Source organism: Qipengyuania huizhouensis (genome assembly GCF_019711635.1).
GTDB lineage: Bacteria > Pseudomonadota > Alphaproteobacteria > Sphingomonadales > Sphingomonadaceae > Qipengyuania > Qipengyuania huizhouensis.
Map to the genome: position 1 here is coordinate 22,052 of NZ_JAIGNT010000015.1, position 25,760 is coordinate 47,811.

Consider the following 25,760-nt stretch of genomic DNA (forward strand, 5'->3'; position numbering starts at 1 on the left):
GGCACGTCTCATCGACAAGTCATCGAAGAGGAAAATGGCAGGGGTGACAGGATTCGAACCCGTGGCCCTCGGTTTTGGAGACCGATGCTCTACCAGCTGAGCTACACCCCTGCAGCTTGGAGCGCGCGCATTAGTAGAGCCGCGCGCGCTTGGCAAGACGCGTATCGCGGCGAAGCGCAAAGTGCTAGGATGCGAGGATGCATGCCCCCGTGCCCGAGACGATCCCCGTAGAGTTGCTGCTGCGTGCCTATCGCAGTGGGGTCTTTCCCATGGCCGACCATCGCAGCGACCGCGAAGTCTATTGGGTCGAACCGCGCGAACGGGCTGTCATTCCGCTCGACGGCTTCCACTTGTCGAAAAGTCTTCGCAAGGTCATCCGCCAGGATCGATATCGCGTCAGCTGCGACGAGGACTTCCCCGCTGTCATTGCCGCCTGCGCCGAACCGCGGGAGGAACATGCCGAGAGCTGGATCAGCCACCAGATCGAAGCGAGTTACATCGCTCTTCAGCGAGCAGGCCATGCCCACTCGGTGGAAGTCTGGCGAGGCGAAGCTCTCATAGGCGGCCTCTATGGGGTCGCCTTCGACAGGGTGTTCTGCGGTGAGAGCATGTTCAGCCGCGCAGACAATGCCAGCAAGGTTGCGCTCGCCTGGCTGGTCGCGGCCATGCGGAATGCAGGCTATGTGCTGCTGGACTGCCAGTTCATGACAGAGCACCTGGGCACGCTCGGTGCGGTGGAAATGCCGCAGGCCGCGTATCTGGAACGGCTGTTCACTGCGCGAGGGCAGCCATCATCCACTATTCCGGCTGCAATTGCGGCAGCCAACGCTCACTCTTCGCCGGGAAATTCCATTGCGCAGGATTTGACCCAGACATCGTAAATCGGATGCTCGACGACGTTGATCGAGGGCTTGTTCTTGAACAGCCAGCCGGAAAATATCCGACGGAAATCGCTTTGCGAACCGCGCTCACGCACCAGCACCTGAACGAATGCGCCTTCATCCTTGTCGAATTCCCAGGGGGCGGTCCGCTCACAGGCGCGCAGGCGGATGATGACATCTCCGACGCGTTGCTGATCGCCGGGGCTCAGTTCCAATTCCTGGCTTAGATTGTTGCGCTTGTTGAGCAGGCCGATAGTAGCGACCCGTTCTTCCATGGGCGTCCCGATAGCGGCCTCTTCGGAAACGTCCTCCGGCAGTTCGACGTCCTGCAGGCTCTCCGGAATTTCGGTTTCGACCGCTTCGGGTTCCGGAGAATCTTCCGTACAGGCCGCAAGCATGGCCAGCGGAGCGAGAAGCGCGACTGCGCGGACCATCCTCAGGCGTCCGGCGACCAGGCTTCGTAATCGCCCACTGCAGGGGCGCGCTTGCCACCCCGTTCGAGTGCGCCCTGAGGCCGATATGCCGTCGCGGTACCAGTCGCGTTGGGCGAATAATCGGCTTCCCAGATATGTGGTGGCGGCAGGTTGCTTTCGGGTACGTCGTCGAAAGCGCCGTGCAACCAGCCATGCCATTCGCTCGGCACCCGGCTGGCATCGTTCGACCCTTCGTAGATTACCCAACGGCGCTCGCGCTGTCCCTTCTTGGGCTTCGAGCGATAATAGCTGTTGCCCTGTGCATCGGTGCCGACATGTTCGCCATTGCGCCAGCTCCAGAGAAGCGTGCCGAGGGTCGCACCTTCCCACCAGGTGAAGATCTTGCCGAGGAAATTCATGAGGCCGCGCCTAGCCGATTCGCGCGCGCGCGCCAAGCGCTTACCACGATACCCGATCGCCCGGCTCAATCCCGAGTTCTTCGGCCCGGCCGCCGGAAATTTCCAGCACAGCACTTGTCGAGCCGATCGAATAGACCGGCTCCTCCGAATAAGGTTCCGCCATTGCGGCGATATTGGCAATCCGCCCATCCAGCCCGACAAAAATGATATCGAGCGGGATCGGAGTATTCTTCATCCAGAAGCTGCGTGCAGTGGGCTCCTCGTTAGGGAAAAGCATGGCTTCGTCCGGCCCCAACTCCGTGCGGAACATCAGTCCCTTTTTCTGAAGCTCGGGTGTGTCTGCCAGCTCTGCGTGGAATTCGTGCGAAGCCTCGTCGGACGAAACCGTCACGGGAATGATCTCAAGTCCGGAAACCGGGTGTACGGCTGGTCGCGCCTGCTCTGCTATAGCATTATCTGCACCGGGCTGCGGTGAGCAGGCAATTGCGAGAGCAGCGCATAACCCGGCTATTAATCCAGTGCTTCCGCGACCCATTCCTCTAGCTCCACCTGTGTCTTCGCCTCGACTGCGCGCCGGGCATGTTCGAACGAATGGCCTGCCCGCAAGATTGCAGCAAGCTGCTTTTCGCGTGCTTTGCGTGCGGTTTCCGGGCCTTGATCCTGCGCCGGGACAGCGAAGGGGCCGAAACGCCGTCGGCGTAGATACGCGACCAAGGCCTCGCGTACTTCTTTCTCGTCCGGAGCATTCGCTTGCCGAACGTCATCGTCCAGCCCGTCGACGCGCAGTCTTTCCTCCACCCTCCGCGCGCCATAGCCTCGGGAAAGCAAACCACCCGCCTTCATGCGTGCATAGGCTTCGTCATCGACGTAGTTCTTTTCGGCAAATCGGGTCACGAGCTCCTTGATATCGGGCTCGCCCTCACCTTCCCAACCACGCTCGCGCAGCTTACGCTTTAGGTAGTTCTCGAGCTTGCCCGAGGAGGTGGCGAAGCGGGCGACATAATGTAGCGCGAGGTCGTTCAACCGGGTGCAGTCGAGCGGTTTTGGAGTGCGACGGGTACGCCTTGGAGTTGCATGACGGTCGGGCATCGGCCATATTCGTGCCATAAACCTTATCGAATGGGAAAGTTCGATTGGCTGCCGTGTGTGGGAGTTCGGCAGCCAACTGCGTGAGGGTCGCCGCAAGGCATTGTTTTCAAAAGGTATACAAGAGAAAATATGACCGACGCCGTTTTGACGCCGACGCCGAACGATTGCGATCTGCCCCGCCGCCGGAGCGATTTCGCTACGTTCAACGACGCTATCAATTACGCTGCGCGCAGCGCAAAGGGCCTTAATTTTCACGATATGCGGGGCGCTCTCGAAAAGGTGTACCCCTATTCCGAAATGCGCGAGGACGCCCTCTCGCTCGCCTACAAGATGGTCGCCGCGGGGATCGGCAAGGAAGATCGCGTGGCGCTTGTCGCCGAAACCAGCGCCGAATTTGCCGCATTGTTCTGCGCCTGCATCTATGCCGGCGCGTGGCCGGTGCCGCTACCCTTGCCGACGACATTCGGCGGCAAGGACAGCTATATAGACCAGCTCTCGGTGCAACTTGAAAGCAGCGATCCGAAGATCCTCCTTTATCCTCCCGAAATCGCAGAAATGGCCAAGGCAGCCGCTGACAAGCAGGGCTGCGACGGCGAAAGCTGGGATGTGTTTGCCAAGCGCGAAGGGCCGGAATGCGATTTGCCCAAGGCAAGCCCGGACGACATCAGCTATCTGCAATATTCCAGCGGATCGACCCGTTTCCCGACCGGGGTTGCAGTGACCCACGAGGCACTGCTTCACAATCTTTTCGGCCACGCGACCGGCGTAGATCTCGGCGAGAACGATCGGGTAGTCAGCTGGCTGCCCTGGTACCACGACATGGGGTTGGTCGGTTGCTTTTTGTCGCCGATCGCGAACCAGGCGTCGGTAGACTATATTCGTACCGAACATTTCGCCCGCCGCCCCCTGGCCTGGCTCGATCTCATCAGCCGCAACAAAGGTAACACGCTGAGTTATTCGCCGACTTTCGGTTACGACATCTGCGCTCGCCGCATCTCCAGTCAGAGCAGCGTGTCAGAGCGTTTCGATCTCTCACGCTGGCGAACTGCGGGCAATGGTGCAGATATGATCCGCCCCGACGTGATGCAGAATTTCGTCAATGCCTTCGCGGAAGCAGGCTTCAAAGCAAGTGCCTTCACTCCGAGCTACGGCCTTGCCGAAGCAACCCTGGCGGTGACCGTCATGCCGCCTGGCGAGGGTATCCGTGTGGAACTGGTCGAGGAGGAGCGATTGTCCGGTCGTCCCCGCGACCTGTCCAAACCGGCGCGCTATCGTGCCATCGTCAATTGCGGCAAGGCGCTTCCGGGCATGGAGGTCGAGATCCGCGACGAGCAGGGCATGGTCAAGGGCGATCACCAGATCGGCAAGATATGGTGCCGCGGCAAAAGCGTGATGCACTCATATTTCCGCAACGAGGAGGCGACCCGGGACTGTCTCGTCGGCGGCTGGCTCGACACCGGCGACATGGGCTATCTTGGGGATGGCTATCTGTTCGTCGTCGGCCGCGCGAAGGATATGATCATCATCAACGGCAAGAACCTCTGGCCGCAGGATATCGAATGGGCGGTCGAACAATTGCCCGGCTTCAACCATGGCGATATCGCTGCCTTCAGCATCGATACCGAAAATGGCGAGGAAGCCCCGGCAGTACTGGTCCACTGCCGTGTGTCCGAGCCCGAGGAACGGATCAGGCTGCGTGACCAGATCGCCGATAAGGTCCGCGGGGTTACTGGAATGAGCTGCGTCGTGGAACTCGTCCCACCCCGCACGCTGCCGCGCACGAGTTCGGGTAAGCTGAGCCGCGCAAAAGCCAAACGCCTCTATCTTGCGGGTGAGATTCAACCGCTCGACCTCGCCGCCTGACCCGGCAGGCGATGGATCCCCGCGCTGCCGGAAATATCCTGGTGGAGATTTCGCGCCTACATTGCAGTGTGCCGACAGAATGTAACTGCCGGGCCGGTGGCGAACCCTGCGCGGATGCCTTGGGGGATCCGCATCGGGGAATTTAGCTGCAATCCGCCGAAGATCGGCGATTCATCTATAGTATGGATTGTTCTTTGTACCGAGGCATTTGACCTCTAGGCTCGGTTCGCCTTGAAGAATGCGTCTTACGCACCTAATACAGGCAAAGGATTCATACGGAGGTTATCGCCAGTCATGAGTGACGCAAAATCGCAGGCAGAAACCGCCCGCGCGACCAAGTCCGCCCCGGCTACGACGGCGGCTCCGCCCGAGTTCGACCTGACACCGCCAGATCCTGTGCCGGCAGTCTCCGCGGAAAAAGCGGCCGGCCTGGTGCCCGTATCGGAAGATGTGAAGAGCAAGCTCGAAACCAAGGTCGACGGTTTCATCGAAGATCTGATCGCGCAGGATGCCAATTCTCCCGAATTCGGAAAGAAGGTCGATCAGCTCACCAATATGGGCCGCAAGGAAATCATGGCTGCGGCGGGTATGTCCAACCGCTTTCTGGACCGCCCGGTACGCGCGATGGACAAGGACGAGGGCGTCGGCGCCAATCTCGCCGAATTGCGCCGCGTCGTAGAAGATCTCGATCCGGGCAAGCGCGGGAAGCTTTCGGGTACGCGCAAGATCCTGGGCATTATCCCTTTCGGTAACAAGCTGACCAATTACTTTCGAAGCTACCAGAGCGCGCAGACGCACATCCAGTCGATCCTCTCCAATCTCGCCAGCGGGAAAGACGAGCTGATCATGGACAATGCCGCGATCGACGTCGAACGGCAGAAGCTGTGGGAAGCCATGGGCAATCTGGAACAGATGATCCATATCTCCAACACGCTCGATGCAAAGCTGGAGGATAAGGCAGCCGAGCTCGACGCGACCGATCCGGCCAAGGCCAAGGCGATACGGGAAACCGCGCTCTTCTATGTCCGCCAGCGCACTCAGGATTTGCTTACGCAGATGGCGGTCAGCGTACAGGGCTATCTCGCGCTGGACCTGGTCAAGAAAAACAATATCGAGCTGGTAAAGGGGGTCGACCGCGCCAGCACTACGACCGTCGGAGCATTGCGCACGGCAGTGACTGTAGCCGAGGCAATGACCAACCAGCGTCTCGTCCTCAACCAGATCACCGCGCTCAACGATACGACTGCGGGTATCATCGACAGTACGTCTACCATGCTCCGCGATCAGACCGGCAAGATTCACGAGCAGGCTGCTGCCAGCACCATTCCGCTGGAGACCCTGCAGCGTGCCTTCCAGAACATCTACGACACGATGGACGAAGTGGACGAGTTCAAGATCCGTGCACTCGAAAGCATGAAGCAGACGGTCACCGTTCTGTCCGACGAGGTCGAGAAGTCGAAGGGTTATATTGCGCGTGCCGAGGGGCAATTTCAGGCGCAGAAGCAAGTGGCCGAAAGCGGCCTCTTGAGCATCGAAGGCTGACTATGGGCGATCTTACCCGTGACAGCGAACGGATCATTCAGGACGCGCGCACTGTGCGCGACGACAACCGTTCGGGCGGGCGGCATCGCCGCGCACCTTCGATCGGTGCGGGCTCCGCCAAGATCAAGCGAGACCTGTGGACCCGCCGAATTCGCAACGTCCTGATTGCCCTGTTCGGGATTTGGGTAGCTGCCGGTGTAGCGGGCATGGTGATCGACGGGATAGGTTTCGCCGGAGTGATGGCCGTGCTCGTCGCCAGCGTCATCGCCATTGCGGTATTGGGCAATTATCCAAAACTACGCACCCCTAAGAGAGAGAGCCTCAACAAGGGGAATGTGAAGGATATGGTCGCGCGGACCGAGCTTTGGCTGGAAAATCAGCGCCCCGCTCTGCCTGCCCCGGCTGCCAAAATCGTCAGCGATATGGGCGTCCAGCTCGATGCGCTCGGCCTGCAACTCCAGGGCGTCGATCAAAACCATCCCAAGGCGCGTGAAGTACGCAGCCTGATAGGCGAGCAGTTGCCGGAAATGATCGACAGCTATCGGAAGATTCCCGCTCATTTGCGCTCCGAAAAGCGTGCGGGAACCACCCCGGACCAACAACTGACCGACAGCCTTGGCAAGATCAGCGGAGAAATCGACAGTATCACCCGTCAGCTGGCAGAAGGCTCGCTTGACGATCTGGCGATCAAGCACCGCTATCTCGACTACAAATTCGGGGAAGGCGTGCAAACCTCGCCGCAGCTGGAGAACAAGGACTGATGCGAGTTCCGTTGCAGCATAATCTCGGCAAGGAAGAGGTACGTCGCCGCCTCCATGCACGCAGCCATGAAATCGGCGATGCTATTCCGGGCGGGATGGCGAATGTGACTACCAGCTGGCCCGACGAGGACCGCATGGCGCTGGATATCGATGCCATGGGAAATGTAACGCGGGCACAGGTGTTGATCGAGGAGACGCAAGTGGTTTTCGAGGTCAACCTGCCACCTGCCCTCTCGTTCGTCGAACCGATCATTGCCGGGGCAATCCGCAAGAAGGGTCAGAAGCTGTTGGCAGCAGAATAGATTGCAACCCGCGGCGAACCGATCGGATGCTGCCAAATTTTCACGATCATACGTAAACCAGTCGGCTAGATCGGCAACGGATTAGCGACGATGAGGCAGCGTCCGTGATCCAAAAAGTCGATATGGTCGAGTCGTTCACTCCAACCCGATGCGCCCGGCTCGATAGCGACTCCATCGATGCTGCAGTTGCCATCCACGGGCAATATCTGCACCGGCCCCGGAAGACGCGCCAGCAAACCTTGCGATGGTTTGCCGATACTTTGTGCGACAGCAAAGTAAGGCCCTTCGACGAGGAGCTGTTCGGCGCTTGCGTCTATACGTCTCCGCAATTCGGGCGGGTGCGGATCAAGGCAGATCGAGGCCATGGCTTGGTCTAGATGCAAAGTACGATCGCGCCCGTAATCGTACAGCCGGTATGTAATGTCGGTGTTCTGCTGGATTTCGATCAGCGTGAGCCCCGCCCCCATCGAATGTACCGTTCCTGCAGGGACATAAATGAAATCGTTCTTTTTCACGTCGATCCAGTTGAGCATGGACAGGATCGACCCATCAATAGCACCATCGCGGACGGCATCCGCGTCAGCAGTTTCACGAAACCCGACCGCCAGTCTCGCACCCGGCCGCGCGTCGGTCACGAGCCAGCATTCGTCCTTGCCAGAGCCTGTTTGAGAGTTCGCGGCAATAGGATGGACCTGAACCGATAGACGCTCCTCTGTGAAGAGGTATTTGGCCAGAATTGTTGCGAGTGGCGGGGGGCTTTCGAACCAGATTTCGCCAACCGGTTCGTTGCCTGGGTCCGCGAACACGGCAGGTTGATTGCAGCGCCCCCAAGGCTTGGCCAGTCGGGTCGTCGAGAGAATTCCGCATCGGGTCACTCCCCCTTGATTCCTCTGAGCTTCGCGACGTTCGAGGCCGATCCGTGTGCGACAACCAACACCTCGTCTCCATCGACCACGATTGTGACATCCCTCAGACCGACTGCCGAAACCCTGGGCCCATCACTTTCGATCATGACGCCGCGGCAATCGATCAGCTCGGCATTGCCGGCCGAAACAACTTTGCGCTTCCCGTCGGCCGTTCGTGCAGTCCGCAGGGCGTCCCAGTTGCCCACGTCGGTCCAGCCCATATCGGCAGAAACAACGGCGGCACGCTGCGTATTCTCCATCACTGCGTAATCAACGCTTTCGCCTTCGATGGCGCAAAATTCCTGCACTGCTGGATGGAATGCACCGCGGTCTTCATGCCCGCCGTCCACCGCCAGCCTGACCCAGCGCGCCATCTCCGGACGCTGCTTCTCCAGTTCGCTTAAATAATCTCCGGCCCGCAGCACGAAGATCCCCGCGTTCCAGACAAAATCGCCCCGCGCTACATAGCTGCGTGCAGTATCGGCATCGGGTTTCTCCACGAACCGCGCAATCCGGTTTCCCTGCCTTAAGCTGTCACCCAGTTCGATATAACCATAACCGGTTTCGGCCCGGTCGGGGTTGACGCCAAAACAAACCAGCCACCCCTCGGCCGCCAGAGTTTCCGCGCTCGCGACCCCCCGCAGGAAGGCTTCCCTATCGGCGATATAATGATCGCTGGGGCAGACGAGCAGAACGGTTTCGGGCGAAAGGCGTGCGGCGGCCAATGCTATTGCGGGTGCCGTATCACGCGCCTCGGGTTCCACGATCAGCGAATGGAGAACGGCCTGTTCTGCAACGAGATTCGCGTGATCCCTACCCGCAACCACAATCGGTTGCGCGAAATGTGCAGGATCGGCGACACGATCCAGCGCCTGCTGGAACAGGGTACGCTCCCCAAGGAGTTTGAGGAACGCCTTGGGCCGGTTCGGCCGACTAAGCGGCCACAGCCGCGTTCCATAACCGCCGCACAGGATAACCGGCTGTATCACTTGCGACGTGTCCCCATGATTGGCGTTACGGGCTAGATAGCTGTGCAGAGGCGCGCTGTCAGTTGAAGAAGCGTTGCTGGTAATAGAAGATCGCGGGCACCGGATTTCCTTGCGTATCGCGCGCAGGTTCGAAGCGGATCTGATCGTAGGATAGTCGGCAGACAACGGCATCCGTCTCGGGAAAGGGGCTCGGACGATGAACCGAACAGGCAGTCACCCGTCCTTCAGCCGAAACCGCCAGCCTGACGATAACCGACTCCCCAATGCGCGCCTGCCGACCACCAGGTGGAATCGGAAAGGCACGAACATCGGTGATCGTGCGGGTCAGGACCGGCTTGGTCGCCGCGACGCCGCCTTGGCCACCGCCACCCCGTCCTGCACCGGTTCCCTGGCCGCTTCCTGCGGCCCCGGTGCCCTCGCCCGACTGTGTAGCCCCAGAGGTGCTTGCAGCACCGGTCGAAGAGGCACGGGGAACGGGACGGTCTTCGCGCACCTGCCGCCGGGGAGTAGGGGCGGTGACGGGCTGCGGCACTGCCTCCTCACCCGGATCGCCTTGTGCGCCCTCATCCGGCTGAGGTTCAACTACCGGCATTTCTTCCTCCGGTGTGGTGACCGTGACGGTAAAAGCCGACACGACCGATCGCTCCACGCTAGCGACCGATTCGGGCGCCAATGCCCGTGCAAGGCCGTAGAGCACAAGCAAGTGGAAGAGGACGATCACGAGGATCGTCCAAGGATTGGGCCGTTTCTTACTCGAACTGAAATTGGTCGCCGGTTTCGCCATGGTATAAGAACAGGGTAATAACCTTAGGCGTTCCTGCAAACGAAAAGGGCGGCCCCGAAGGACCGCCCTTTCCTGCGTAATGATCTGAAAGTCGGCTTAGTAGCCGATTACCAGCGAGATGCTGCCGGCGCGCGGAGCGCCGATCTGCGCGAAGCCGAAGCCGTCGAGCGAACCGCCGAAGTAGCCGATATAGTATTCATCGAACACGTTGGTCAGGTTCAACTGGAGTGCAACGTCGCCACCAGTCGGGAATTCCCCGAGCAGTACGCGAGCGTCGAGATCGACGATCGTATATCCAGGAGCTTCATCGGTGTTCAGGTCGTTGATAAACCGCGGACCGGTACGCTTGACTTGCGCGCCCAGATCGAAGTTTCCGAACGAGACCTGGCCACGACCACCGAAGGAGAAACGGGGAGTGCCAGATTCGGCATTTCCTGCTGTGGCGAGGAAGCCATCTTCAGTCTGTACGTCGTCCTTGATTTCGGAGTCGTTGTAGGAACCGAAAACATACAACAGTGTGTTGTTCGTCGGACGCCATGCGATCGAGCCGTCAATGCCGTATTTATCGACCTCGCCGAGGTTACGGAAAACAGTTGCGCCTTCACCATTGTTCGCCGTCGGGTCGAACGCCGAAGCCAGACGGTTGTTATAACGAGTGAAGTACGTGCCGATCTGAGCTTCGATGCGGCCCATGGTGTAACGCAGGCCGAGGTCGAAGCTGTCGGTCGTTTCCGGAACCGGGCGTGCACGCTCGTCGTCTGGGATGTACAGCGAGTCGTAAAGCGGGTCGGTACCGGGGACCGAAAGGCCCTTGGCATAATTGCCGAATACCGAGAAACCGCTGCCACCGAAATCGTAGATCAGTCCGACGTTCGGAAGCAGTTCGTCATACTTGTATTCGCGCGACAGAGGCGCAACGTGATCTGGGTTCGCTTCCTCGTAGGCAGTCACGTCGAAGCCCGGATTGGGGCAATCGACGAAGCCATTCTCCGACGTCGTGTAGCAATTCTGGTTCAGTTCGCGCGTGAAGAACGGTGCTCGAAGACCGAGAATGGCGGTGAGATCGCCAAACTCGCCGCGGTACTCACCCGAAACCTGATGCAGGATCGCGAAGGACAAGCGGTCACGCTTGTTTACTTCGTTGCCGTTCACATCAAGCAACGGATTGTCGATGGCGAACGGATCGCTGATTTCGCCATTGCCGAGCATGTAAGTGATCTGACCCGTCTGACGGTGACGCGCGCGGTCCCAGGTGTAAGCGAGACGAACGCGGTGATCCGGGTTGATATCATAGATAAGGTTCGCGACCACGCCGTAACGATTGGTTCGCGTCTGACTTGGGTCGTTTCCGGCAATCTCGTCGTCCAGATCACCGTCGCCATTGAGATCACGGCCGAAGAAGTAGCCGCCATTGAAGGCTCCGGTGTAGTCCGTGCCGCCCACATTGAAGAACGATTCACGCAGGTCGTCGGGACCGCCGCCATTTGCCTTGACGTACTGATAGCTCGGATCAAACGTGAAGGTCAGATTGTCAGTGATCGAGAAGAGCGACGAACCGCGGATGTTGCCGGTGTCCGAGGGGTTGTAGCGGCGATAAAAGGCTGCGCCACAGCTCGGCTCGCGATCGCTGTAGTCGAGGCCTTCACCAGGGCTACCCACGCCGCCAGCCTCGACAGCCAGAACCCGTGGGTCGACCGAGCAAGGATATTCGCCAGCGCCTTCATAAGCGCTGAAACGGTCTTCTTTGCTGAAATCGCCCTCGTAGTAGCCGAGCAGATCGCCAATGAATTCCGAACCAGCGAAATTATTGCGGTTTTGGTTGAAGTGGCCAGAAATAGAGATGAAGTCGCCATTCGTACCGATATCCTGCCAGATACGGCCGTTTACCTGCGTCTTGTTGACACGGCCATACGGATTGTACGGAACGCCATAGGTGGTGTAGCTGGCCGAAACGAAAGCCTTAGTGCCCATTCCGGTGAAGTCGCCGGTGTCGATCATGCCGAAACCGCGAACGTAGAGGGTGTCTTCTGCGCCTTCGGCAAGAACGTCGCCATAGGTCATCGTAGCAGTGATGCCCGGTGCGTCGCCCGGCTCACGTGTGCGAATGTTGATCGTGCCCCCGGTCGCCGAAGCGGTCGGGCTGTCGACGTCGGTGGTACCGAGGTTGACGTTAACCTCTTCGAGTACTTCCGGGTCCACCTGCTGGTTAGTGTAAAGTGCGTAGTTGCCCGAATCGTTCAGCGGAAGACCGTCAAGTGTCTGCGAAACGCGGTCGGAGCCAAAGCCGCGAATGGTGAAGCCACCGCCAGAAGAACCCCAAGGATCGTTGTTCTGGAAACTGACGCCAGGCACCAAGTTGACGATGTCATTTACGGTTTGCCCAGGGCGCTGGCGACGGATGACCTCTTCATTCAGAACTTGCTTTGCCTTCGACGTGTCGGGAACCTCGACCCCGCCCACGCCGTCGAAGCGTGCGCCGGTGACAACGATGACTTCATCGTCTTCTTCGAAATCGACGGAACCCGTCGACTGGGCGAAAGCAGGCGTCGCTGCCACTGCAGATAGACCAACCACAGAGGTGGCCAAAAGATACTTGAACTTCATCGGAGAAGACCCCTTCGTCTCTTCGGATTGAAAACATGGTAGCACTGGAGATGCGCCGCCCCGCTAGGCTGACGATGTTTCGGCAAAGCTATCGTTTTATGACAGAGTCAAGACAACCGTGACAGTAATGTGGACAATACCTCGCGGACCACAAAACTCCCCTTGGATTTCAGAGGTTTACTGCTGTTGCAAAAAGCACACAGCTTTAGAAAAGTTTGCCTGCGCCTGTCGACAGACCGTGCATCAGGCGAGATTGATCTCGCGCAAGCGTTGCATCAGGTAGTCGTGACTCGAAATGGGAGCTGGATGATCCGACGGGTTTTCCGGGTCGATGCACGAGGGTAAGGTTTCGATCACGTAATCCGGTCGGAAGTGCAGGAAAAACGGCATCGAGTAGCGTGCCCGGTATGCCGCTTCGCCGCGCGGGTTCACGACGCGATGCGTGGTCGAGCGCAGTTTTCCATTGGTCAAACGATCGAGCATGTCGCCCACGTTGATGACCAGCGCACCTTCCGGCACCTCGACGGCTTTCCACTTTCCCTGCCGGGTCAGCAGCTCGAGGCCCGCCTCTTCTGCGCCTAGGAGCAGAGTGATGGTGTTGATGTCGCCATGGGCGGCGGCCCGGATTGCCCCTTCGGCCTCCTCCCCTTCCAGCGGAGGATAGCGCAGAAGACGCATGACCGAATTGCCGTCTTCTACCGTCGGCGCAAAGAATTCACGCGGCAGGCCGAGGTGGATGGCGATCGCCTCGAGCACGCGACCCCCGGCCTCTTCGAAAGCGGCGTATAGTTTCGTGAAGGTCTCGCGAAATCCTTCGACCTCGTCGGGCCAGACATTGTCCGCCATATATTCGGACAGCGGATGACCTTCGGGCAGTTCGCGACCGACATGCCAGAATTCCTTCAAGTCGTGAACGTTCGCGTCTTTCGCCTTCTCGGTACCGAAGGGCGTATAACCGCGTGCCCCGCCCCCACCGACAATGTGGTAAGCCTTTTTCACATCTTCGGGCAGAGCGAAAAATTCCTTCGACATAGCCTCGGCCCTGTCGATCAGCCCCTGCGGAATGCCATGGTCGCGGATTACCGCAAATCCATATTCCTCGAAGCTCCGGCCGAGTTCTTCGGCAATGCTGTCCAACGGCTGCGCCAGCGACACAACCGCGATATCGGTGTTAGAATCGGTCATAATGTCTGCGCCCTTTAATACGGAAGGAAGAGCCCCGCCAGCGCCGCACTCATTAAGTTGGCGAGACTGCCGGCAGCCAGCGCTCTGATGCCCAGCTTAGCAATAACCGGCCTCTGGTTCGGCGCGAGGCCGCCCGTCACCGCCATCTGGATCGCGATCGAACTGAAATTGGCAAAACCGCACAGCGCGAAAGTGACGATGGCGCGGCTGCGATCGCTCAGGATACCGGCATCCATGCCGCCCAGCTGGATGAAAGCGACGAATTCGTTGAGCACGATCTTGGTACCGAACAAACCACCTGCGGCGCCAGCCTGATCCCAGGGGATGCCTATCAGGAACATCACGGGTGCGAAGATCCAGCCAAGGATCAACTGGAATGTCAGATCGGGATAGCCGAACAATCCACCGATCCCGCCGAGAACGCCGTTGGCGAGCGCAACCAGCGCAACAAAGGTCAGCACCATCGCGCCAACTGCCACGGCCAGCTTGACACCGGTCTGCGTGCCCTGCGCGGCCGCCTCGATCACGTTGGCGGGCGTGTGACCTTCCTCGAAAGTTTCGGCAACCGTGACCTCGTGCGGCTTACCGCTCTCGGTAATGGCAGCAGGCCCCTCGGCACTGATGCGGGTCTTCGGCAGAACGATTTCGTCTTCGGGCTCGACGCCGGAAAGTTCCGCCGCATCGCGGGCCAGCGGGCTATCGTCGTCGGGCATAATGATCTTTGCCATCAATATGCCACCGGGCGCCGACATGAAGGCCGCCGCGAGCAGGAAAGGAACGGCATCCTCGCCGATAAAGCTGGCATAGGCGGCAAGGATCGTTCCGGCCACGCCGGCCATCCCCACTGCCATCAGGGTGAAAAGACGGCTCGGCGTCAGCGCAGCCAGATAGGGGCGCACCACCAGCGGGCTTTCGGACTGGCCCACAAAAATGTTCGCCGCACTGCCGAGCGCCTCGACCTTGCTGATCCCGGTGATCCAGCCGATCGCCCCGCCGACCCAACGGACCAGCCGCTGCATTATGCCCCAGTGATACAATATGGAAACCAGAGCGGCAAAGAAGATGATCACCGGCAGTGCCGCGATGACGAAGGTATTGGCGAAGGGGTTGGCATCCATCGGGCCAAAAACGGATTCGATCCCCACCTTGGAGTAATCCAGCAATGCGATAACGCCGTTCGACATCGCCTGGATCGCCTCTACTCCCCACGGTGTCCGTAATACGAGCAACGCCATGATCGCCTGAAGCGCAAACGCAGCGCCTACCACGCGCAGCTTGATCCGCCTTTTACCTGTGGAAAGAAGGAAGGCGATGGCCAGGATCGCGACGATCCCGAGAATATTGATAACGACAGCTGGCATGCGGACCCCTTCGCATTGCACTGGAGCAACAAAGACTAGTTGCGGATGAAATCGGCCGCTACCTTGCGCGGCGGCTCCGCTTAGTCAATTTACGGTCGCACTTCCAGCTTCGGCTATCACCAGTCACGAGACAGCGCTTCCAGAACCATGATCGAGCAACCGGCCAATCAAACCCGCATCGCCGCAGCCACCGTGCCGCTGGGCCTGTTCGTATTCCTGGTCCTTTATGGCGGCCTGACCGTGATCGCGGGCGTGCTGGCATTCAAACAGGTGCAGCTGTGGCCTACCCGGCTTGCCGTGGAGTCCGGCATTTTCGCCTTTCTCGGCCTGGTGGTAATTTCCAGCACGATCGCACAGCTTTACGGAGAAAAGCTCGCGCAGAGGCTGGTCTGGTGGGGCTTTCTCCCACTCGCCTTTTCCGCCGCGCTCATATTCCTGGTCTTGTGGTTACCTGCTTCTTCCGAGATGCTTGAATACCGTGGCTCAGACCTCAATGCCTTCGAGACAGTCCTTGCGCAAACTCCCCGCATCATGGCGGCCGGTCCTGCAGCCTATATTGTCTCGCTACTATTGAACGTCTGGATATTTTCCCGCCTGAGGGGATCAGGAGACGGTAACACTCTCGGACTCATGGCCCGCGGCGCGATTGCCAGCGCGCTGAGCCAGGCAATCGATTCGGTGATTTTCGTAACACTGGCGTTTTATGGCGAATTCGACATCGCCCCGCTTCTCATCGGGCAGGTAATCGCCAAGGTCGCCCTCAGCATAGTGCTCGTGCCCTTCCTCATCACGGGCGGAGTAGCGCTGGCGAAATGGCTGGACAGACGCCACCTCTAAAGCGTTTTCACACCCTTGAGCAGTGTTTCTTCCAGCTTGTTCCCGTGAAGCACCGAAATGTCGCCGGTCGTTTCCAGCACGACGGCTCTCACTTCGGAAAGGTCCAAGACATTCGCTTCACGAAGCTTGGCGACGAGATCGTTTTCCGGAACGCGCGTCGTCTTCAAGGCCTCGCGAATGATTTTCCCGTCGCGCATGAGAATAACCGGATTGTTCTGCAACATATCTTCAATCCGGTCCGAAGAATTCCGGAGGCGTCCTGCCAGATGCTGAAGCAGGAAAAGCCCTGCCATACCCGCTACGGGTTGTAGCCATTCCCGCCAATCTGCCGCCTGTGCAGCATTGGCGATCAAACTTCCCAGCGCGATGGTCATGATGAAATCGAAGTTTGTCATCTTCGAGAGCGAGCGCAAACCGTTGATGCGCACCAGGGCGACCGCCCAACTCAGGGCGAGCATCGCCAATAGCAGTCCCCGAAGAACCGCATCGAATTCGGGAGAGGATACGAACATAACGGCCCAACGAATGCGCCGCGCGATTTATCCCTCCTGCGCTCCGCCGGAACAGCTGGCTCCACCGAGCACGCAGAAACGGGCGCAGTGAGGGTGATTAAGAACGATATCGCAGGATGCTTCTTCCAGCGTTTCACCGAGATCGAAGCCCTCATCATACGGGATGAGCGTGCAAGCGACCACGCGCGGTGACGCTTCGCCTTTGCGATGGACGATCATGCGGCTGTTACTGCACATTACATCGGCAGGGGACTTGCCGAGGATTGTCCAGCACTCGGTCGTGATTTCCGCAATATCCTTTTCGGCATCCATTTCTGGAAAGAGGACGAGCCGGGAGCGATCATATGCATCGATTGCAATCCCCTCGCGCTCGAACAGCGCCGCGTAGCGCTCTCGCGCAAGAGCATCGCCTTCTTCGGGGAGCAAACGTCCGGCGACTGCAATGGAAAAGCCATTCTTGGACAACCAGCACAGTCCCTCGATAGCTGGCTGCCAGCTACGTAAGCCGCGCTCGGATTCGTGAACGCGCTGGCTGTGGTGGTCGAGGCTGACTCGCAAGGTCAGACGGTCGCCATACGTTTCGCGAAGCCGCAGCAACGCCGCTTCATGCCGACGCATCGGCTTCATCGCATTGGTCAGGACAAGAGCTTCGAAACCTCGATCGAGCGCACCATCCATCATCCTGACAATGTCGGGGTTCATGAAGGGTTCGCCGCCGGTGAAACCGATCTCGCGGGCTCCCAATCCTGCCGCCTCATCAAGGAAGCGTACGGCATCGCTTGCAGTAAGATATACCAGCGCATCGTTCGTGGGACTGCTCTCGATATAGCAGGTCGTGCAGGCCAGATTGCACAAGGTGCCGGTATTCAGCCACAGCGTATCCAATCTTGAAAAGGGCACATGAGCGCGCTTCTCCCCTTTCGCAGTTAATTGCGGATCGCTGAATTTTTCTCGGGATAAGGGCGCAGCCTCGACCGCGAACGGTGAGGGTCCGGCAGGTGCGTTGCGCGATCCCATGCGGGCTCTACTCACGCGAAACGCCTGCGCAGCCTTGCCACCAGCTGCGCCCATTTCTTGGGGATAGCTCCGAAAACCGTCGGCTCCCAGGCACTGAACGAGGCTGCTTTGGATATTTCGCTACGTGTGGGGTAGGCGATGATCGCCGAGCCGAGCGCAAAAGTGCTGCTCTTGCCGGTAATCGCCTGCGCGAAGGGCAGCAGCAATTCTCCAGCATCCTTTCCGACCATGCTCGCACCGAGAACTTTCTTGCCCTTCAATACGAGTTTGAGATGCCCCTTGTCCTTGCCTTCGGCGAGGGCCCGCTCATTGTCGCGGAAAGCTTCCTTCACGATCCTGATCGTATCGCCGTATTTCCTGCGCGCATCCTTTTCGGTGAGGCCAATTTGTGCGACTTCGGGATCGGTATAGGTGCACCATGGCAGTGCGGACCAGTCTACCTTCGTCGGGATGCCCAAAGTAATCTCTAGCGCGACGTTCGAGCCTTCATAGCCCGAAACATGAGTAAGCCGCGGCCCGTCTCGGCAATCGCCAATGGCATAGATGCCTTTGACCGAAGTGCGTCGGCGTGCGTCGACTGCAATCCCGTTGGCTCCCATCTTCACACCGATTTCTTCAAGCCCGAAGCCTGTGCATCTCGCCTTGCGCCCGGTCGCGAGGAGGAGGCGGCTGCCCTCGATTGTCTCGCCGCCAGCGAACAGACGGATCGTTCCCCCACGGCTTTCGACTCTTTCCGCCTTGCCCTCGACGAACCGGACGCCCTCGTCCTCCAGAACCTCGCGTATTACCGCGACACTTTCGGGATCGTCGCGGGCCAATAAACTGCCCGGCTCTATGACCGTAACTTCGCTGCCCAACCGCCGGAAGGCCTGCGCCATTTCCATACCAATCGCCCCGCCGCCCACGATTACTAGATGGTCGGGGAGCTCTTCGAGATCGAACAGGTTTTCATTGGTCAGATACGGAACCTCATCCAATCCCTCGACGGGTGGAAGTGCAGGTTCTGAGCCTGTAGCTATGACGATGCGCGGCGCAGTCAGTGTGCGCCATGCCACCTCGACGGATTGCGGGCCGGTCACTTGGGCCCAGTCACGGATGACTTCACAACCAATCTGCTCGAAACGTTCCTCGCTGTCGTGCGGTGCAATGGCAGCAATCGCATCGTGGATGTGCCTGTGCACGCCCGCCCACTCTACAACGGGCTTGGCCAAGGTAACGCCATACCGGGTTCTTTCTCGCGCTTCTGCGGCGCGCTTCGCGGCAGCCAGTAGTGCTTTCGACGGCACGCAGCCATCGTTCAGACACTCACCACCCATCTTGCGGGCTTCGATCAGCGCCACGTCCAGGCCGAAGAGCGCACAGCCTCCTGCAGCGGTGAGCCCGGCGGCCCCGCCACCGATCACGATCACGTCATGGGTGAATTTCATCGCTTGCTGCCTAACGCACAATGCTGCCATTGCGAAGGAATGTTCGCTACTCCGCCTTCGACGGCCGATATCACGTGAGAATTCTCGTCACCGGGGCAGCTGGTTTATTGGGCGGCGAGATCTGCGCGCTGCTTGCGGCGGCCGGGTACGAGGTCACCGGCCTCGTACATCGCAACCCCACTATTCTTGGCAACGACGGTTCACACGTACCGGTCCGGTCCCTGCCTGGCGACGTATCGCTCCCGCGCTTCGGATGGAGCAAGGATAGATTCGCCAAGATAGCTGCGAGCCACGAATTGCTGGTTCACTGTGCCGCCACAGTACGCTTCGATCTCGCAGAAGCGGATTATCGTGCAGTCAATGTAGGCGGCGTTACCCATGCACTCGCCCTGGCCGAGGCGGGCGACATGGATTTCCTGCATGTCTCGACCGCCTATGCCTGCGGCACGCGCGATGGCTTGATCCGCGAGACCGATCCCCTGCCGGAAACGGGATTTGCAAACGGTTACGAAGCAAGCAAGGCCGAGGGCGAGCGGCTGGTACGGGAAAGCCAACTACGCTGGGTCATAGCGCGACCCTCCATCGTCGTAGGCGAATACGACAGCGGGCAAATCCGCCAGTTCGATACGACCTATGCCGCTTTCAAACTGATTGCCGGGGGGCGGGTCCGCCACATGCCTGCTCGCCTCGACGCGACGCTGGATTTCGTGCCGATCGATCATGTCGCAGGCGGAATTTTCAGATTATTGCAGGCAATGGGCAAAGCGGCGGGAGGCACCTTCCACCTAGTATCGGGTCAGCCGCTGCCCGTTGCGGCATTCACCGGCACGATTGGGACCTATCCACAATTCCAGGAACCCGAGCTCGTCTCGCCTGAGCTTTTCGATCCGGCCAAACTGCCCGCAATCGAACGACGGCTCTTCAGGCAGGTCGCTGGCCTCTACGCGAGCTATTTCCAGCGCAATCCGCATTTCGACGATGCTGCATTCCGGGAAGTCACCGGCCTCGAATGCCCGGCGACCGGGCAAGCCTATATCCGGCGATTGATAGATTATTGTATCGGTGAGGGCTTTCTGCCCGACGCCTAGCGCACATCCGGATAGTTTTCGGCCATCCGGTGCCTGAGGCCGATGGCCCAGAGCATGCCGACCTTGAAATATATCCAGTTGGCCTTGACCGGACCCCACGCGACGATCCGGCGGTCGGACGTAGATACGCACCGCAGCACCATTTTCACCCGGCCCAGCGCGGCGAGTTTCACACACAGATCCGCCTCCTCCATCACTGCATCTCCCGGCGTGCAACCACCAACCCGGAGGAAATCGCTGCGTCTGAAAAACATCACGTGATCTCCGAACAGCAGTCGCACTCCGCGAAAGAACAAGTGAGGCCGGGTAATAAGCGGAGCGTACCAGGTTTTGGCCCAATTATGGACGGTCGTAACCCACCGGGTCTTCTCCGTCCCGCGAATGATCGGGGTAAAGCTGGCGAGCGCAATTCGCCGATCCGCCAGCGTATCCTCGATCACACGGACCATATCGCTTGGTGGGATCGTGTCGGCATGAACAACACAGACAATCTCGCCCATCGCTCGATCTACGCCGAGATTAATCTGTCGTGCCCGGCCTGTGTCGCATTCCAGGATACGCCATCCCGCTTCGCGCGCCATGTCAATCGTCCTGTCGCAGCTTCCGCCATCGACCAAGAGGATTTCCTGCGGCCGGGGATCGAGTTTGTCGAAGGCCTCGATCAATTCCGGAAGAGCCTTCTCCTCATCCAGCGTCGGGACGAGTAAAGTGACGCTCATTCGAATTCTGGCCACTGAGCGAGGTCTTCGGCTGTGTCGATATCGGCCAGTTCGGGCAATATCGCCGGACCGATCCCGTGCGTGGCCAGCCGCGCGAGCGTTTCCGGAAACACGTGCGGCGTACTCCACTCCATCTCTTCGAACAGGAATGATACGGGCTCGCGAAAGCCGATGAGATAGTAACCGCCGTCGTTTGCGGGACCCAGCACCACTCGCCGATCCTCCAGTGCGCCGGATGCAGCTTGCAGAAGTGGCACAGTGACACCCGGACAATCGCTCCCGATCAAGAGAGCGGGCGCTTCCACCCGCGCCATTCTCGCCCCGAGATCGCCCTCGCCCTGATCAACCACCGCAACATCATCGCCAAACAAATCATGAAATGCAGCCACTTCGCCGCCGGTGACGCGAAGTTCGAACTCGAGTCCGCTTTCCTTCGCGACCTCCACAGTCCGCGCCAGCATTCTTGCATAAAGCCTTGCCGCACCTTCTTCGCCAAGCGCCGGAAACAAGCGTGTCTTCACCTTGCCGGGCACAGGCAGGCGAGCGAAAATCGAAAGTCTCGGAGAAGCCATCACCGTGCAGGATAGCGCACTGGCAGCGCGGGGAAAGAGGCGATGGGTGGAAATGGTGGTGAGCCGTGCTGGGTTCGAACCAGCGACCTACTGATTAAAAGTCAGTTGCTCTACCGACTGAGCTAACGGCCCGACCACGGGCGCTCACCTAGGCAGGTGATGACAGCGGGTCAAGCATCCATCGCTGCCATCCGACAATCAATCGCGCGACCCGTGATTTGCAATTTGCCGAAGCGTAAGGCCGGTTACCGGGTCGCGCCACTCGGGGGCTATTTCTGCCGCCGGTCCGATGACGAAGGGACGTTCGCGAAACAGGGGGTGCGGAATAATCAGGTCGCGGGATTCCCAAAAGCCACCACTCCACAGCACGATATCCAGATCGAGTGGCCGTGCGCGCCATGCCGCTCCGCGCCGCCGTCTGCCAAAACGCAGTTCAAGCTGCTGCAACTGCCTCAAAAAATGCGGCGGCTCGACCGCTGTCTCCACCAGAGCCGCGGAATTCGCATAGAGGCGCTGGGAAGGACCGATTGGGCGGCTGCTGCCGGTAGACGAGACCGCTGTAACATTCCCGGCCTCCGCCAAAGCAATTGCGGCTGCATACACGACACGATGCGGCGCGCCGATACCCGGCACCCGCATGTTCGACCCGATCGCGACCAGATAGCGATGGATCACGCTGGCGTACCAAACAGATTATTCCGCGCCGGTCGATGCGAAAACTCGCCCAGATTGATCCTGCGCTTTCGCTTGAAAACACCGGTAGTTTCCATTGTGAAAGGCACACGGATATCGCTTGAATAATTGGCAGCGCGTACCTGGACCTCCAGGACGGCAGAGGATGAATGAAGCAAGGCAATAGCGACGCCATAGATAGTTCCACATTGCGCCCGCGGCCTGAGCAGGTCGAAGAGCCTTTCGACAGGACCTCGCTCGTCGTTCACCTCGCCGGTTTCGAGAAGGACTATTGCCTGGATCGCCCCATTGTAGCGCAATTCGAAGACCAGCGGGTGAAAATGGCCATCTTTCTCGACCCGTCCGATCGCTGCTTCGAGCGCAGCGGTGAAGAGCCGGTCAAGCTGATCTTGACGGATAACACGATCCTTGGCCAAGCCTAGATATCCTCGCTGATCCGCCCGTACAGCTGTGGGCGACGGTCGCGGAAAAATCCCATACCCGCGCGATGCCTCGCCGCCTGATCGAGGTCGAGCGTGGCAACCAGAGTTCCGGAATCCGATGCGCCATATTCTTCCAGCAAGTCGCCCCACTCGTTGCTAATGAAGCTGTGACCATAGAAACTCTGCTGGCGGTCGGCGGGACCTTCATGACCTATCCGATTGGCGGCGCAGACCGGCATGCAGTTCGACACCGCATGACCGATCATCGCCCTGCGCCACATGCGACTGGTATCGAGATCCGCATCATAGGGTTCGGAGCCTATGGCCGTAGGGTAGAACAGCACTTCGGCCCCCTTGAGCGCCATCACGCGTGCGCATTCGGGATACCACTGGTCCCAGCAGATGCCGACGCCAATCCGGGCGCCGAAGACATCCCAAACCTTGAAGCCGTCATTGCCCGGACGGAAATAGTATTTTTCCTCGTAACCCGGTCCGTCGGGAATGTGGCTCTTGCGATAGGTGCCCATGATCTCGCCATCGGGGCCGATCATGGCCAGCGTGTTGTAGTAGTGATGCCCGTCACGCTCGAAGAAACTGGTCGGGATTGCAACACCAAGCTTTCGTGCCGATTTCTGCATCGCCAGCACACTCGGAGACGCAGCCGTCGGGTGCGCCAGAGCGAACAACTCCTCCTCTTCCTCTCGGCAGAAATACTCGCCCGAAAACAGTTCCGGCGGCAGGATCACCTGGGCGCCCTTCCCCGCCGCTTCCTCGACCAGCGACGAAACGGCAGCGATATTGTCTGCCGCTTGCGAACGGGCGAGCGGCAGTTGCAGGACGGCGACGGTCAGCTTTCTCATGCGCGCGAGATAGGGTGCCGCCGCCGTTCAGGCAATGATTACGGGCGCTTGCGGAAAAGCAGCGTCATGCGGTCACTTTCTCCAAGATCGCGCGTGCGGGCGTCCGTTTCATCGTCGCCGCCCAGGCTAGGCGGCATCATCCATACGCCCCCTTCCCAGTTGGCGGGATCGTTCGGGTTAGCATTGACTTCGCTGCTACCAACGAATTCGAAGCCGAGCGCCTCGACGAAACCAACCACGTCGTCTTGCCGCAGATAACCTTTCGAACCGTTTGCATAGTCCGCGCTCGCATCCTGAGGCGCGCGATGCTGGACGATGCCGAGCATTCCGCCCGGCTTCAGCAATTCGCGCATTCTCTTCAGCTCGCTGTCGGCATTGTTCCAACGCATCATGTTGTGCAGCATGCGGATCACCAGCACCCTATCGAAGGTGCCCGTCTCTCCCTCGGGCACGGCATCCAGCGTCATGGCGGAGAAATTCTCGGCGGGGAGGCCAGTGAACTCCGCTGCTTCGGCTGGAAAACCTGCGGCGCCGGCACGAATACCCTGCTGCGATTCAGCGTTGAACGGACCACTGGTCGGATCGAAATAGAGGCCGACGAGCTGGCCCTCACCCCCAAGGTAATGACCCAGGACGCGGGTATACCAACCGCCCCCCGGAGCATATTCGCCGACTTTCATATCCGGTTCGACGCGGAAGAAAGCGAGGGTTTCGGCTGGGTTACGAAACTCATCTCGCGCTCGGTCTTCGGCGCGGCTGGGGTGATTGATCGCACTCGAAAGCGCTTCTGCATGGGTGGCAGCGAACTCGGCCGGATCCGCCAGTTCGTGATGGTCGGCGGCGGCGGGAACGGCCAGTGTCAGCACGGCGGCGGCAAGCAGGTAGCGCATCGATTTTCTCCCTCGGTATGGTGCGGCGAGTTCTGCACGCGCACGTCCCGGATGACAAGCGAGAGACGGCTTCCTATCTGCCCCTCCAACAAGGAGATCGATCGAGATGGCAAAAGAGCAGGTAATAGTTGCGGGCGGGTGCTTCTGGTGCACCGAGGCGGTGATGAAGGACGTGATCGGCGTGAGCGAGGTCGAAAGCGGCTATATCGGAGGTGACAAGCCGAACCCCACCTACAAGGAGGTCTGCACCGGCAATACCGGCCATGCCGAAGGCGTTCGCGTAACCTTCGACAGCGAGCAGATCACGCTGGACCAGATCCTCGATATATTCATGGGAACGCATGACCCGACCCAGCTCAACCGCCAAGGCAACGATGTCGGAACGCAATATCGCAGCGCAATCTTCCCGTTGAAGGATCAGCGCGCAGCCGCCGAGAACGCGATTACCCGCTGGAACGATGATCATCCGGGGCAGACCGCGGTCACCACCATCGAAGGCGGCGAATGGTATCCCGCAGAGGACTACCATCAGGAATATTGGGAAGGCGAAGGCCAGCGGAACCCCTACTGCCTCGCCGTTATACCACCGAAGCTGATGAAGCTGCGCAAGAGCTTTCAGAAATACCTCAAAGACGATGCATGAATAAAAAGGGGCGAGCCCGAAGGCCCGCCCCTGATCTTTCAACATCTCGCGTCAGATTTAGCCTTCTTCGGCGGCCTTGCTGACGAGGATGTTTACCGAAACGCGGCGGTTCTGTGCCTTACCTTCGGCAGTGCTGTTGTCCGCCACTGGATCCGCTTCCGCCATGCCGGTCGGGGTCAACATACGCCACGGCTCCCAGCCGCATTCCTGCTGGAGGTAATTGACGACGCGGCTTGCTCGGCGCTCGCTCAGGACCTGGTTGTAATCCTGATCGCCGACCGAGTCGGTATAGCCGACGACGAGCAGCAGGGCATTGTCCATCTGCTCCGCCTGCGAGGCAATGTTGCATATCTCACGCTGGCCTTCGCCTGTCAGGTTCCACTTGCCGGAGTCGAAATAGACGTTGGTGACGCCGCGGACATTATACTGGTCGATATTGCCCATGCGGCCACGCAGTGCCTCGGCAGCGGCAGTATTTTCGTCGATATCAGCGCGGTGCTCGGCGAACTGCTGCTGGGTCGCGCCGCGGATCATCGACGCGGTTTCGAGGTCGCTCGACTTGAGTTTCACCTGTTTGGCGACGAGGCCACCCTGAAACTGGAGCGTCTCCACTTCGACAGGGAGGCCATTCATCAACTGGGCATTGTTGAGGGTCTTGCTACCGAGTCCGAGGAAGCCACCCGAGGCTTTGACCTCGGTGCCCTCGTCCACGATGATTGTGGTGGCCTGCCCGTTTTCGGTGGTCACCTGAATCCGGTCGTTTTCACGCGCGGTGATCATGCCCTCGACCTTGGGGCCTTCGGTAAGCGCCGAACCATAGACGTCGATGCCACTATCGGCTTCCTGCGCCGCAAGCGGTGCGACTATCGGAAGGGCCATTGCGGATAGCAGAAGGGGGATACCTGCCTTCTTAGTAAATGCAGTCACTTTGGTACTCCTTATTAAACGATGACGACGCCTTGAGGGGGAAGGGCGAAGTCAT

General features: G+C 59.5%; 28 protein-coding genes and 2 tRNA genes. 8 read left to right on the forward strand and 22 right to left on the reverse strand.

From position 1 onward, the window contains the following. Positions 1 to 35: 35 nt before the first annotated feature. Positions 36 to 111 (reverse strand) — tRNA-Trp (locus tag K3180_RS11570). 86 nt (positions 112 to 197) lie between these two features. Here K3180_RS11570 and aat point away from each other — a divergent pair. After that, a complete protein-coding gene (gene aat, locus K3180_RS11575) occupies positions 198 to 881 on the forward strand; it encodes a leucyl/phenylalanyl-tRNA--protein transferase (RefSeq protein ID WP_221541048.1) in 684 nt (227 codons plus the stop codon). Here the strand turns inward: aat and K3180_RS11580 are convergent. The 4 genes from K3180_RS11580 to K3180_RS11595 all read right to left on the reverse strand — a co-directional run bounded on the left by K3180_RS11580 (position 830) and on the right by K3180_RS11595 (position 2,802). Continuing rightward, positions 830 to 1,315: a DUF2155 domain-containing protein gene (locus K3180_RS11580; RefSeq protein WP_221541050.1), complete on the reverse strand. Its 486-nt coding sequence runs from the start codon at positions 1,313 to 1,315 to the stop codon at positions 830 to 832. The genes aat and K3180_RS11580 overlap by 52 nt on opposite strands. A 2-nt stretch (positions 1,316 to 1,317) precedes the next feature. Beyond that, a complete protein-coding gene (locus K3180_RS11585; RefSeq protein ID WP_221541052.1) occupies positions 1,318 to 1,713 on the reverse strand; it encodes an NADH:ubiquinone oxidoreductase subunit NDUFA12 in 396 nt (131 codons plus the stop codon). A 40-nt stretch (positions 1,714 to 1,753) separates the two neighbouring features. After that, positions 1,754 to 2,104 (reverse strand): DUF192 domain-containing protein, encoded by a 351-nt coding sequence (locus tag K3180_RS11590; protein WP_345719474.1) that lies wholly within the window; start codon positions 2,102 to 2,104, stop codon positions 1,754 to 1,756. 119 nt (positions 2,105 to 2,223) lie between these two features. After that, positions 2,224 to 2,802 carry a regulatory protein RecX gene (locus K3180_RS11595; protein WP_221541056.1) on the reverse strand — a complete coding sequence of 193 codons (579 nt, stop codon included), beginning with the start codon at positions 2,800 to 2,802 and terminating at the stop codon, positions 2,224 to 2,226. 129 nt (positions 2,803 to 2,931) lie between these two features. Between K3180_RS11595 and K3180_RS11600 the strand changes: the two genes are divergently transcribed. The 4 genes from K3180_RS11600 (at position 2,932) to K3180_RS11615 (ending at position 7,270) form a co-directional block, all read left to right on the forward strand. Continuing rightward, entirely contained in the window at positions 2,932 to 4,665 is a 1,734-nt protein-coding gene (locus tag K3180_RS11600; protein ID WP_221541058.1) for a fatty acyl-AMP ligase, read from the forward strand. A 294-nt stretch (positions 4,666 to 4,959) separates the two neighbouring features. Continuing rightward, positions 4,960 to 6,207: a toxic anion resistance protein gene (locus K3180_RS11605; protein WP_221541059.1), complete on the forward strand. Its 1,248-nt coding sequence runs from the start codon at positions 4,960 to 4,962 to the stop codon at positions 6,205 to 6,207. A gap of 2 nt (positions 6,208 to 6,209) precedes the next feature. After that, positions 6,210 to 6,968, forward strand: a complete 759-nt coding sequence (locus tag K3180_RS11610; RefSeq protein ID WP_221541061.1) for a hypothetical protein — start codon at positions 6,210 to 6,212, stop codon at positions 6,966 to 6,968. After that, positions 6,968 to 7,270, forward strand: a complete 303-nt coding sequence (locus K3180_RS11615; RefSeq protein WP_221541063.1) for a polyhydroxyalkanoic acid system family protein — start codon at positions 6,968 to 6,970, stop codon at positions 7,268 to 7,270. The genes K3180_RS11610 and K3180_RS11615 overlap by 1 nt, the downstream gene beginning before the upstream one ends. A 65-nt stretch (positions 7,271 to 7,335) precedes the next feature. Here the strand turns inward: K3180_RS11615 and K3180_RS11620 are convergent, their stop codons facing one another. From K3180_RS11620 to K3180_RS11645, 6 genes are all read right to left on the reverse strand, one after another. Further along, a complete protein-coding gene (locus K3180_RS11620; protein ID WP_221541065.1) occupies positions 7,336 to 7,905 on the reverse strand; it encodes a class I mannose-6-phosphate isomerase in 570 nt (189 codons plus the stop codon). A 236-nt stretch (positions 7,906 to 8,141) separates the two neighbouring features. Further along, positions 8,142 to 9,164 (reverse strand): mannose-1-phosphate guanylyltransferase, encoded by a 1,023-nt coding sequence (locus K3180_RS11625; RefSeq protein WP_345719475.1) that lies wholly within the window; start codon positions 9,162 to 9,164, stop codon positions 8,142 to 8,144. Positions 9,165 to 9,222: 58 nt separating this feature from the next. Continuing rightward, positions 9,223 to 9,948: an energy transducer TonB gene (locus K3180_RS11630; protein ID WP_221541069.1), complete on the reverse strand. Its 726-nt coding sequence runs from the start codon at positions 9,946 to 9,948 to the stop codon at positions 9,223 to 9,225. A 96-nt stretch (positions 9,949 to 10,044) separates the two neighbouring features. Beyond that, positions 10,045 to 12,552: a TonB-dependent receptor gene (locus K3180_RS11635; protein WP_221541071.1), complete on the reverse strand. Its 2,508-nt coding sequence runs from the start codon at positions 12,550 to 12,552 to the stop codon at positions 10,045 to 10,047. Positions 12,553 to 12,795: 243 nt separating this feature from the next. Continuing rightward, the gene (locus K3180_RS11640; RefSeq protein WP_221541073.1) at positions 12,796 to 13,737 is read right to left on the reverse strand and encodes an isopenicillin N synthase family dioxygenase; all 942 of its coding nucleotides are present in this window, start codon (positions 13,735 to 13,737) and stop codon (positions 12,796 to 12,798) included. Between the two features lie 14 nt (positions 13,738 to 13,751). Beyond that, a complete protein-coding gene (locus tag K3180_RS11645; RefSeq protein WP_221541075.1) occupies positions 13,752 to 15,098 on the reverse strand; it encodes a NupC/NupG family nucleoside CNT transporter in 1,347 nt (448 codons plus the stop codon). Between the two features lie 147 nt (positions 15,099 to 15,245). Here K3180_RS11645 and K3180_RS11650 point away from each other — a divergent pair, with 147 nt between their 5' ends. After that, the gene (locus K3180_RS11650) at positions 15,246 to 15,935 is read left to right on the forward strand and encodes a queuosine precursor transporter (RefSeq protein ID WP_221541077.1); all 690 of its coding nucleotides are present in this window, start codon (positions 15,246 to 15,248) and stop codon (positions 15,933 to 15,935) included. Here K3180_RS11650 and K3180_RS11655 read toward each other — a convergent pair. From K3180_RS11655 to K3180_RS11665, 3 genes are all read right to left on the reverse strand, one after another. Continuing rightward, positions 15,932 to 16,447 carry a DUF421 domain-containing protein gene (locus K3180_RS11655; RefSeq protein WP_221541079.1) on the reverse strand — a complete coding sequence of 172 codons (516 nt, stop codon included), beginning with the start codon at positions 16,445 to 16,447 and terminating at the stop codon, positions 15,932 to 15,934. The genes K3180_RS11650 and K3180_RS11655 overlap by 4 nt on opposite strands. 27 nt (positions 16,448 to 16,474) lie before the next feature. Continuing rightward, positions 16,475 to 17,332, reverse strand: coding sequence for a radical SAM protein (locus K3180_RS11660; RefSeq protein WP_345719476.1), 858 nt, complete (start codon positions 17,330 to 17,332; stop codon positions 16,475 to 16,477). Positions 17,333 to 17,475: 143 nt separating this feature from the next. Further along, positions 17,476 to 18,891, reverse strand: coding sequence for a dihydrolipoyl dehydrogenase family protein (locus K3180_RS11665; RefSeq protein ID WP_221541083.1), 1,416 nt, complete (start codon positions 18,889 to 18,891; stop codon positions 17,476 to 17,478). Positions 18,892 to 18,965: 74 nt separating this feature from the next. On the opposite strand from K3180_RS11665, the gene K3180_RS11670 reads away from it, so the two are divergent. Continuing rightward, a complete protein-coding gene (locus tag K3180_RS11670) occupies positions 18,966 to 19,979 on the forward strand; it encodes an SDR family oxidoreductase (RefSeq protein WP_345719477.1) in 1,014 nt (337 codons plus the stop codon). On the opposite strand, the gene K3180_RS11675 is transcribed toward K3180_RS11670, so the two are convergent. The 7 genes from K3180_RS11675 to K3180_RS11705 all read right to left on the reverse strand — a co-directional run bounded on the left by K3180_RS11675 (position 19,976) and on the right by K3180_RS11705 (position 24,135). Continuing rightward, positions 19,976 to 20,698, reverse strand: coding sequence for a glycosyltransferase (locus K3180_RS11675; protein WP_221541086.1), 723 nt, complete (start codon positions 20,696 to 20,698; stop codon positions 19,976 to 19,978). The genes K3180_RS11670 and K3180_RS11675 overlap by 4 nt on opposite strands. Next, entirely contained in the window at positions 20,695 to 21,270 is a 576-nt protein-coding gene (locus K3180_RS11680; RefSeq protein ID WP_221541088.1) for a TIGR04282 family arsenosugar biosynthesis glycosyltransferase, read from the reverse strand. Before K3180_RS11680 ends, K3180_RS11675 begins: the two co-directional genes overlap by 4 nt. A gap of 56 nt (positions 21,271 to 21,326) precedes the next feature. Then, positions 21,327 to 21,402, reverse strand: a tRNA-Lys gene (locus K3180_RS11685). 66 nt (positions 21,403 to 21,468) lie between these two features. After that, positions 21,469 to 21,945 carry a 2-amino-4-hydroxy-6-hydroxymethyldihydropteridine diphosphokinase gene (folK, locus tag K3180_RS11690; protein WP_345719478.1) on the reverse strand — a complete coding sequence of 159 codons (477 nt, stop codon included), beginning with the start codon at positions 21,943 to 21,945 and terminating at the stop codon, positions 21,469 to 21,471. Continuing rightward, on the reverse strand, positions 21,942 to 22,379 hold the full coding sequence (locus tag K3180_RS11695; RefSeq protein WP_221541090.1) for a hypothetical protein: 438 nt from the start codon (positions 22,377 to 22,379) through the stop codon (positions 21,942 to 21,944). Before K3180_RS11695 ends, folK begins: the two co-directional genes overlap by 4 nt. 2 nt (positions 22,380 to 22,381) lie before the next feature. Beyond that, the gene (gene aguB / locus K3180_RS11700; protein WP_221541092.1) at positions 22,382 to 23,245 is read right to left on the reverse strand and encodes an N-carbamoylputrescine amidase; all 864 of its coding nucleotides are present in this window, start codon (positions 23,243 to 23,245) and stop codon (positions 22,382 to 22,384) included. 38 nt (positions 23,246 to 23,283) lie between these two features. Continuing rightward, positions 23,284 to 24,135 (reverse strand): class I SAM-dependent methyltransferase, encoded by an 852-nt coding sequence (locus K3180_RS11705; RefSeq protein ID WP_221541094.1) that lies wholly within the window; start codon positions 24,133 to 24,135, stop codon positions 23,284 to 23,286. A 106-nt stretch (positions 24,136 to 24,241) separates the two neighbouring features. Between K3180_RS11705 and msrA the strand changes: the two genes are divergently transcribed. Continuing rightward, positions 24,242 to 24,778, forward strand: coding sequence for a peptide-methionine (S)-S-oxide reductase MsrA (gene msrA / locus K3180_RS11710; RefSeq protein ID WP_221541097.1), 537 nt, complete (start codon positions 24,242 to 24,244; stop codon positions 24,776 to 24,778). A gap of 57 nt (positions 24,779 to 24,835) precedes the next feature. Here msrA and K3180_RS11715 read toward each other — a convergent pair whose 3' ends face one another. Then, positions 24,836 to 25,705 carry an OmpA family protein gene (locus K3180_RS11715; RefSeq protein WP_345719479.1) on the reverse strand — a complete coding sequence of 290 codons (870 nt, stop codon included), beginning with the start codon at positions 25,703 to 25,705 and terminating at the stop codon, positions 24,836 to 24,838. Positions 25,706 to 25,760: the final 55 nt, after the last annotated feature.

What these genes read in the sequence shown, in the direction of transcription:
- aat (WP_221541048.1), top strand. Translation starts at nt 198, where the DNA reads ATGCATGCCCCCGTGCCCGAGACGATCCCCGTAGAGTTGCTGCTGCGT.
- K3180_RS11580 (WP_221541050.1), bottom strand. Translation starts at nt 1,315, where the DNA reads ATGGTCCGCGCAGTCGCGCTTCTCGCTCCGCTGGCCATGCTTGCGGCC.
- K3180_RS11585 (WP_221541052.1), bottom strand. Translation starts at nt 1,713, where the DNA reads ATGAATTTCCTCGGCAAGATCTTCACCTGGTGGGAAGGTGCGACCCTC.
- K3180_RS11595 (WP_221541056.1), bottom strand. Translation starts at nt 2,802, where the DNA reads ATGCCCGACCGTCATGCAACTCCAAGGCGTACCCGTCGCACTCCAAAA.
- K3180_RS11600 (WP_221541058.1), top strand. Translation starts at nt 2,932, where the DNA reads ATGACCGACGCCGTTTTGACGCCGACGCCGAACGATTGCGATCTGCCC.
- K3180_RS11605 (WP_221541059.1), top strand. Translation starts at nt 4,960, where the DNA reads ATGAGTGACGCAAAATCGCAGGCAGAAACCGCCCGCGCGACCAAGTCC.
- K3180_RS11610 (WP_221541061.1), top strand. Translation starts at nt 6,210, where the DNA reads ATGGGCGATCTTACCCGTGACAGCGAACGGATCATTCAGGACGCGCGC.
- K3180_RS11615 (WP_221541063.1), top strand. Translation starts at nt 6,968, where the DNA reads ATGCGAGTTCCGTTGCAGCATAATCTCGGCAAGGAAGAGGTACGTCGC.
- K3180_RS11630 (WP_221541069.1), bottom strand. Translation starts at nt 9,948, where the DNA reads ATGGCGAAACCGGCGACCAATTTCAGTTCGAGTAAGAAACGGCCCAAT.
- K3180_RS11635 (WP_221541071.1), bottom strand. Translation starts at nt 12,552, where the DNA reads ATGAAGTTCAAGTATCTTTTGGCCACCTCTGTGGTTGGTCTATCTGCA.
- K3180_RS11640 (WP_221541073.1), bottom strand. Translation starts at nt 13,737, where the DNA reads ATGACCGATTCTAACACCGATATCGCGGTTGTGTCGCTGGCGCAGCCG.
- K3180_RS11645 (WP_221541075.1), bottom strand. Translation starts at nt 15,098, where the DNA reads ATGCCAGCTGTCGTTATCAATATTCTCGGGATCGTCGCGATCCTGGCC.
- K3180_RS11650 (WP_221541077.1), top strand. Translation starts at nt 15,246, where the DNA reads ATGATCGAGCAACCGGCCAATCAAACCCGCATCGCCGCAGCCACCGTG.
- K3180_RS11655 (WP_221541079.1), bottom strand. Translation starts at nt 16,447, where the DNA reads ATGTTCGTATCCTCTCCCGAATTCGATGCGGTTCTTCGGGGACTGCTA.
- K3180_RS11665 (WP_221541083.1), bottom strand. Translation starts at nt 18,891, where the DNA reads ATGAAATTCACCCATGACGTGATCGTGATCGGTGGCGGGGCCGCCGGG.
- K3180_RS11675 (WP_221541086.1), bottom strand. Translation starts at nt 20,698, where the DNA reads ATGAGCGTCACTTTACTCGTCCCGACGCTGGATGAGGAGAAGGCTCTT.
- K3180_RS11680 (WP_221541088.1), bottom strand. Translation starts at nt 21,270, where the DNA reads ATGGCTTCTCCGAGACTTTCGATTTTCGCTCGCCTGCCTGTGCCCGGC.
- aguB (WP_221541092.1), bottom strand. Translation starts at nt 23,245, where the DNA reads ATGAGAAAGCTGACCGTCGCCGTCCTGCAACTGCCGCTCGCCCGTTCG.
- K3180_RS11705 (WP_221541094.1), bottom strand. Translation starts at nt 24,135, where the DNA reads ATGCGCTACCTGCTTGCCGCCGCCGTGCTGACACTGGCCGTTCCCGCC.
- msrA (WP_221541097.1), top strand. Translation starts at nt 24,242, where the DNA reads ATGGCAAAAGAGCAGGTAATAGTTGCGGGCGGGTGCTTCTGGTGCACC.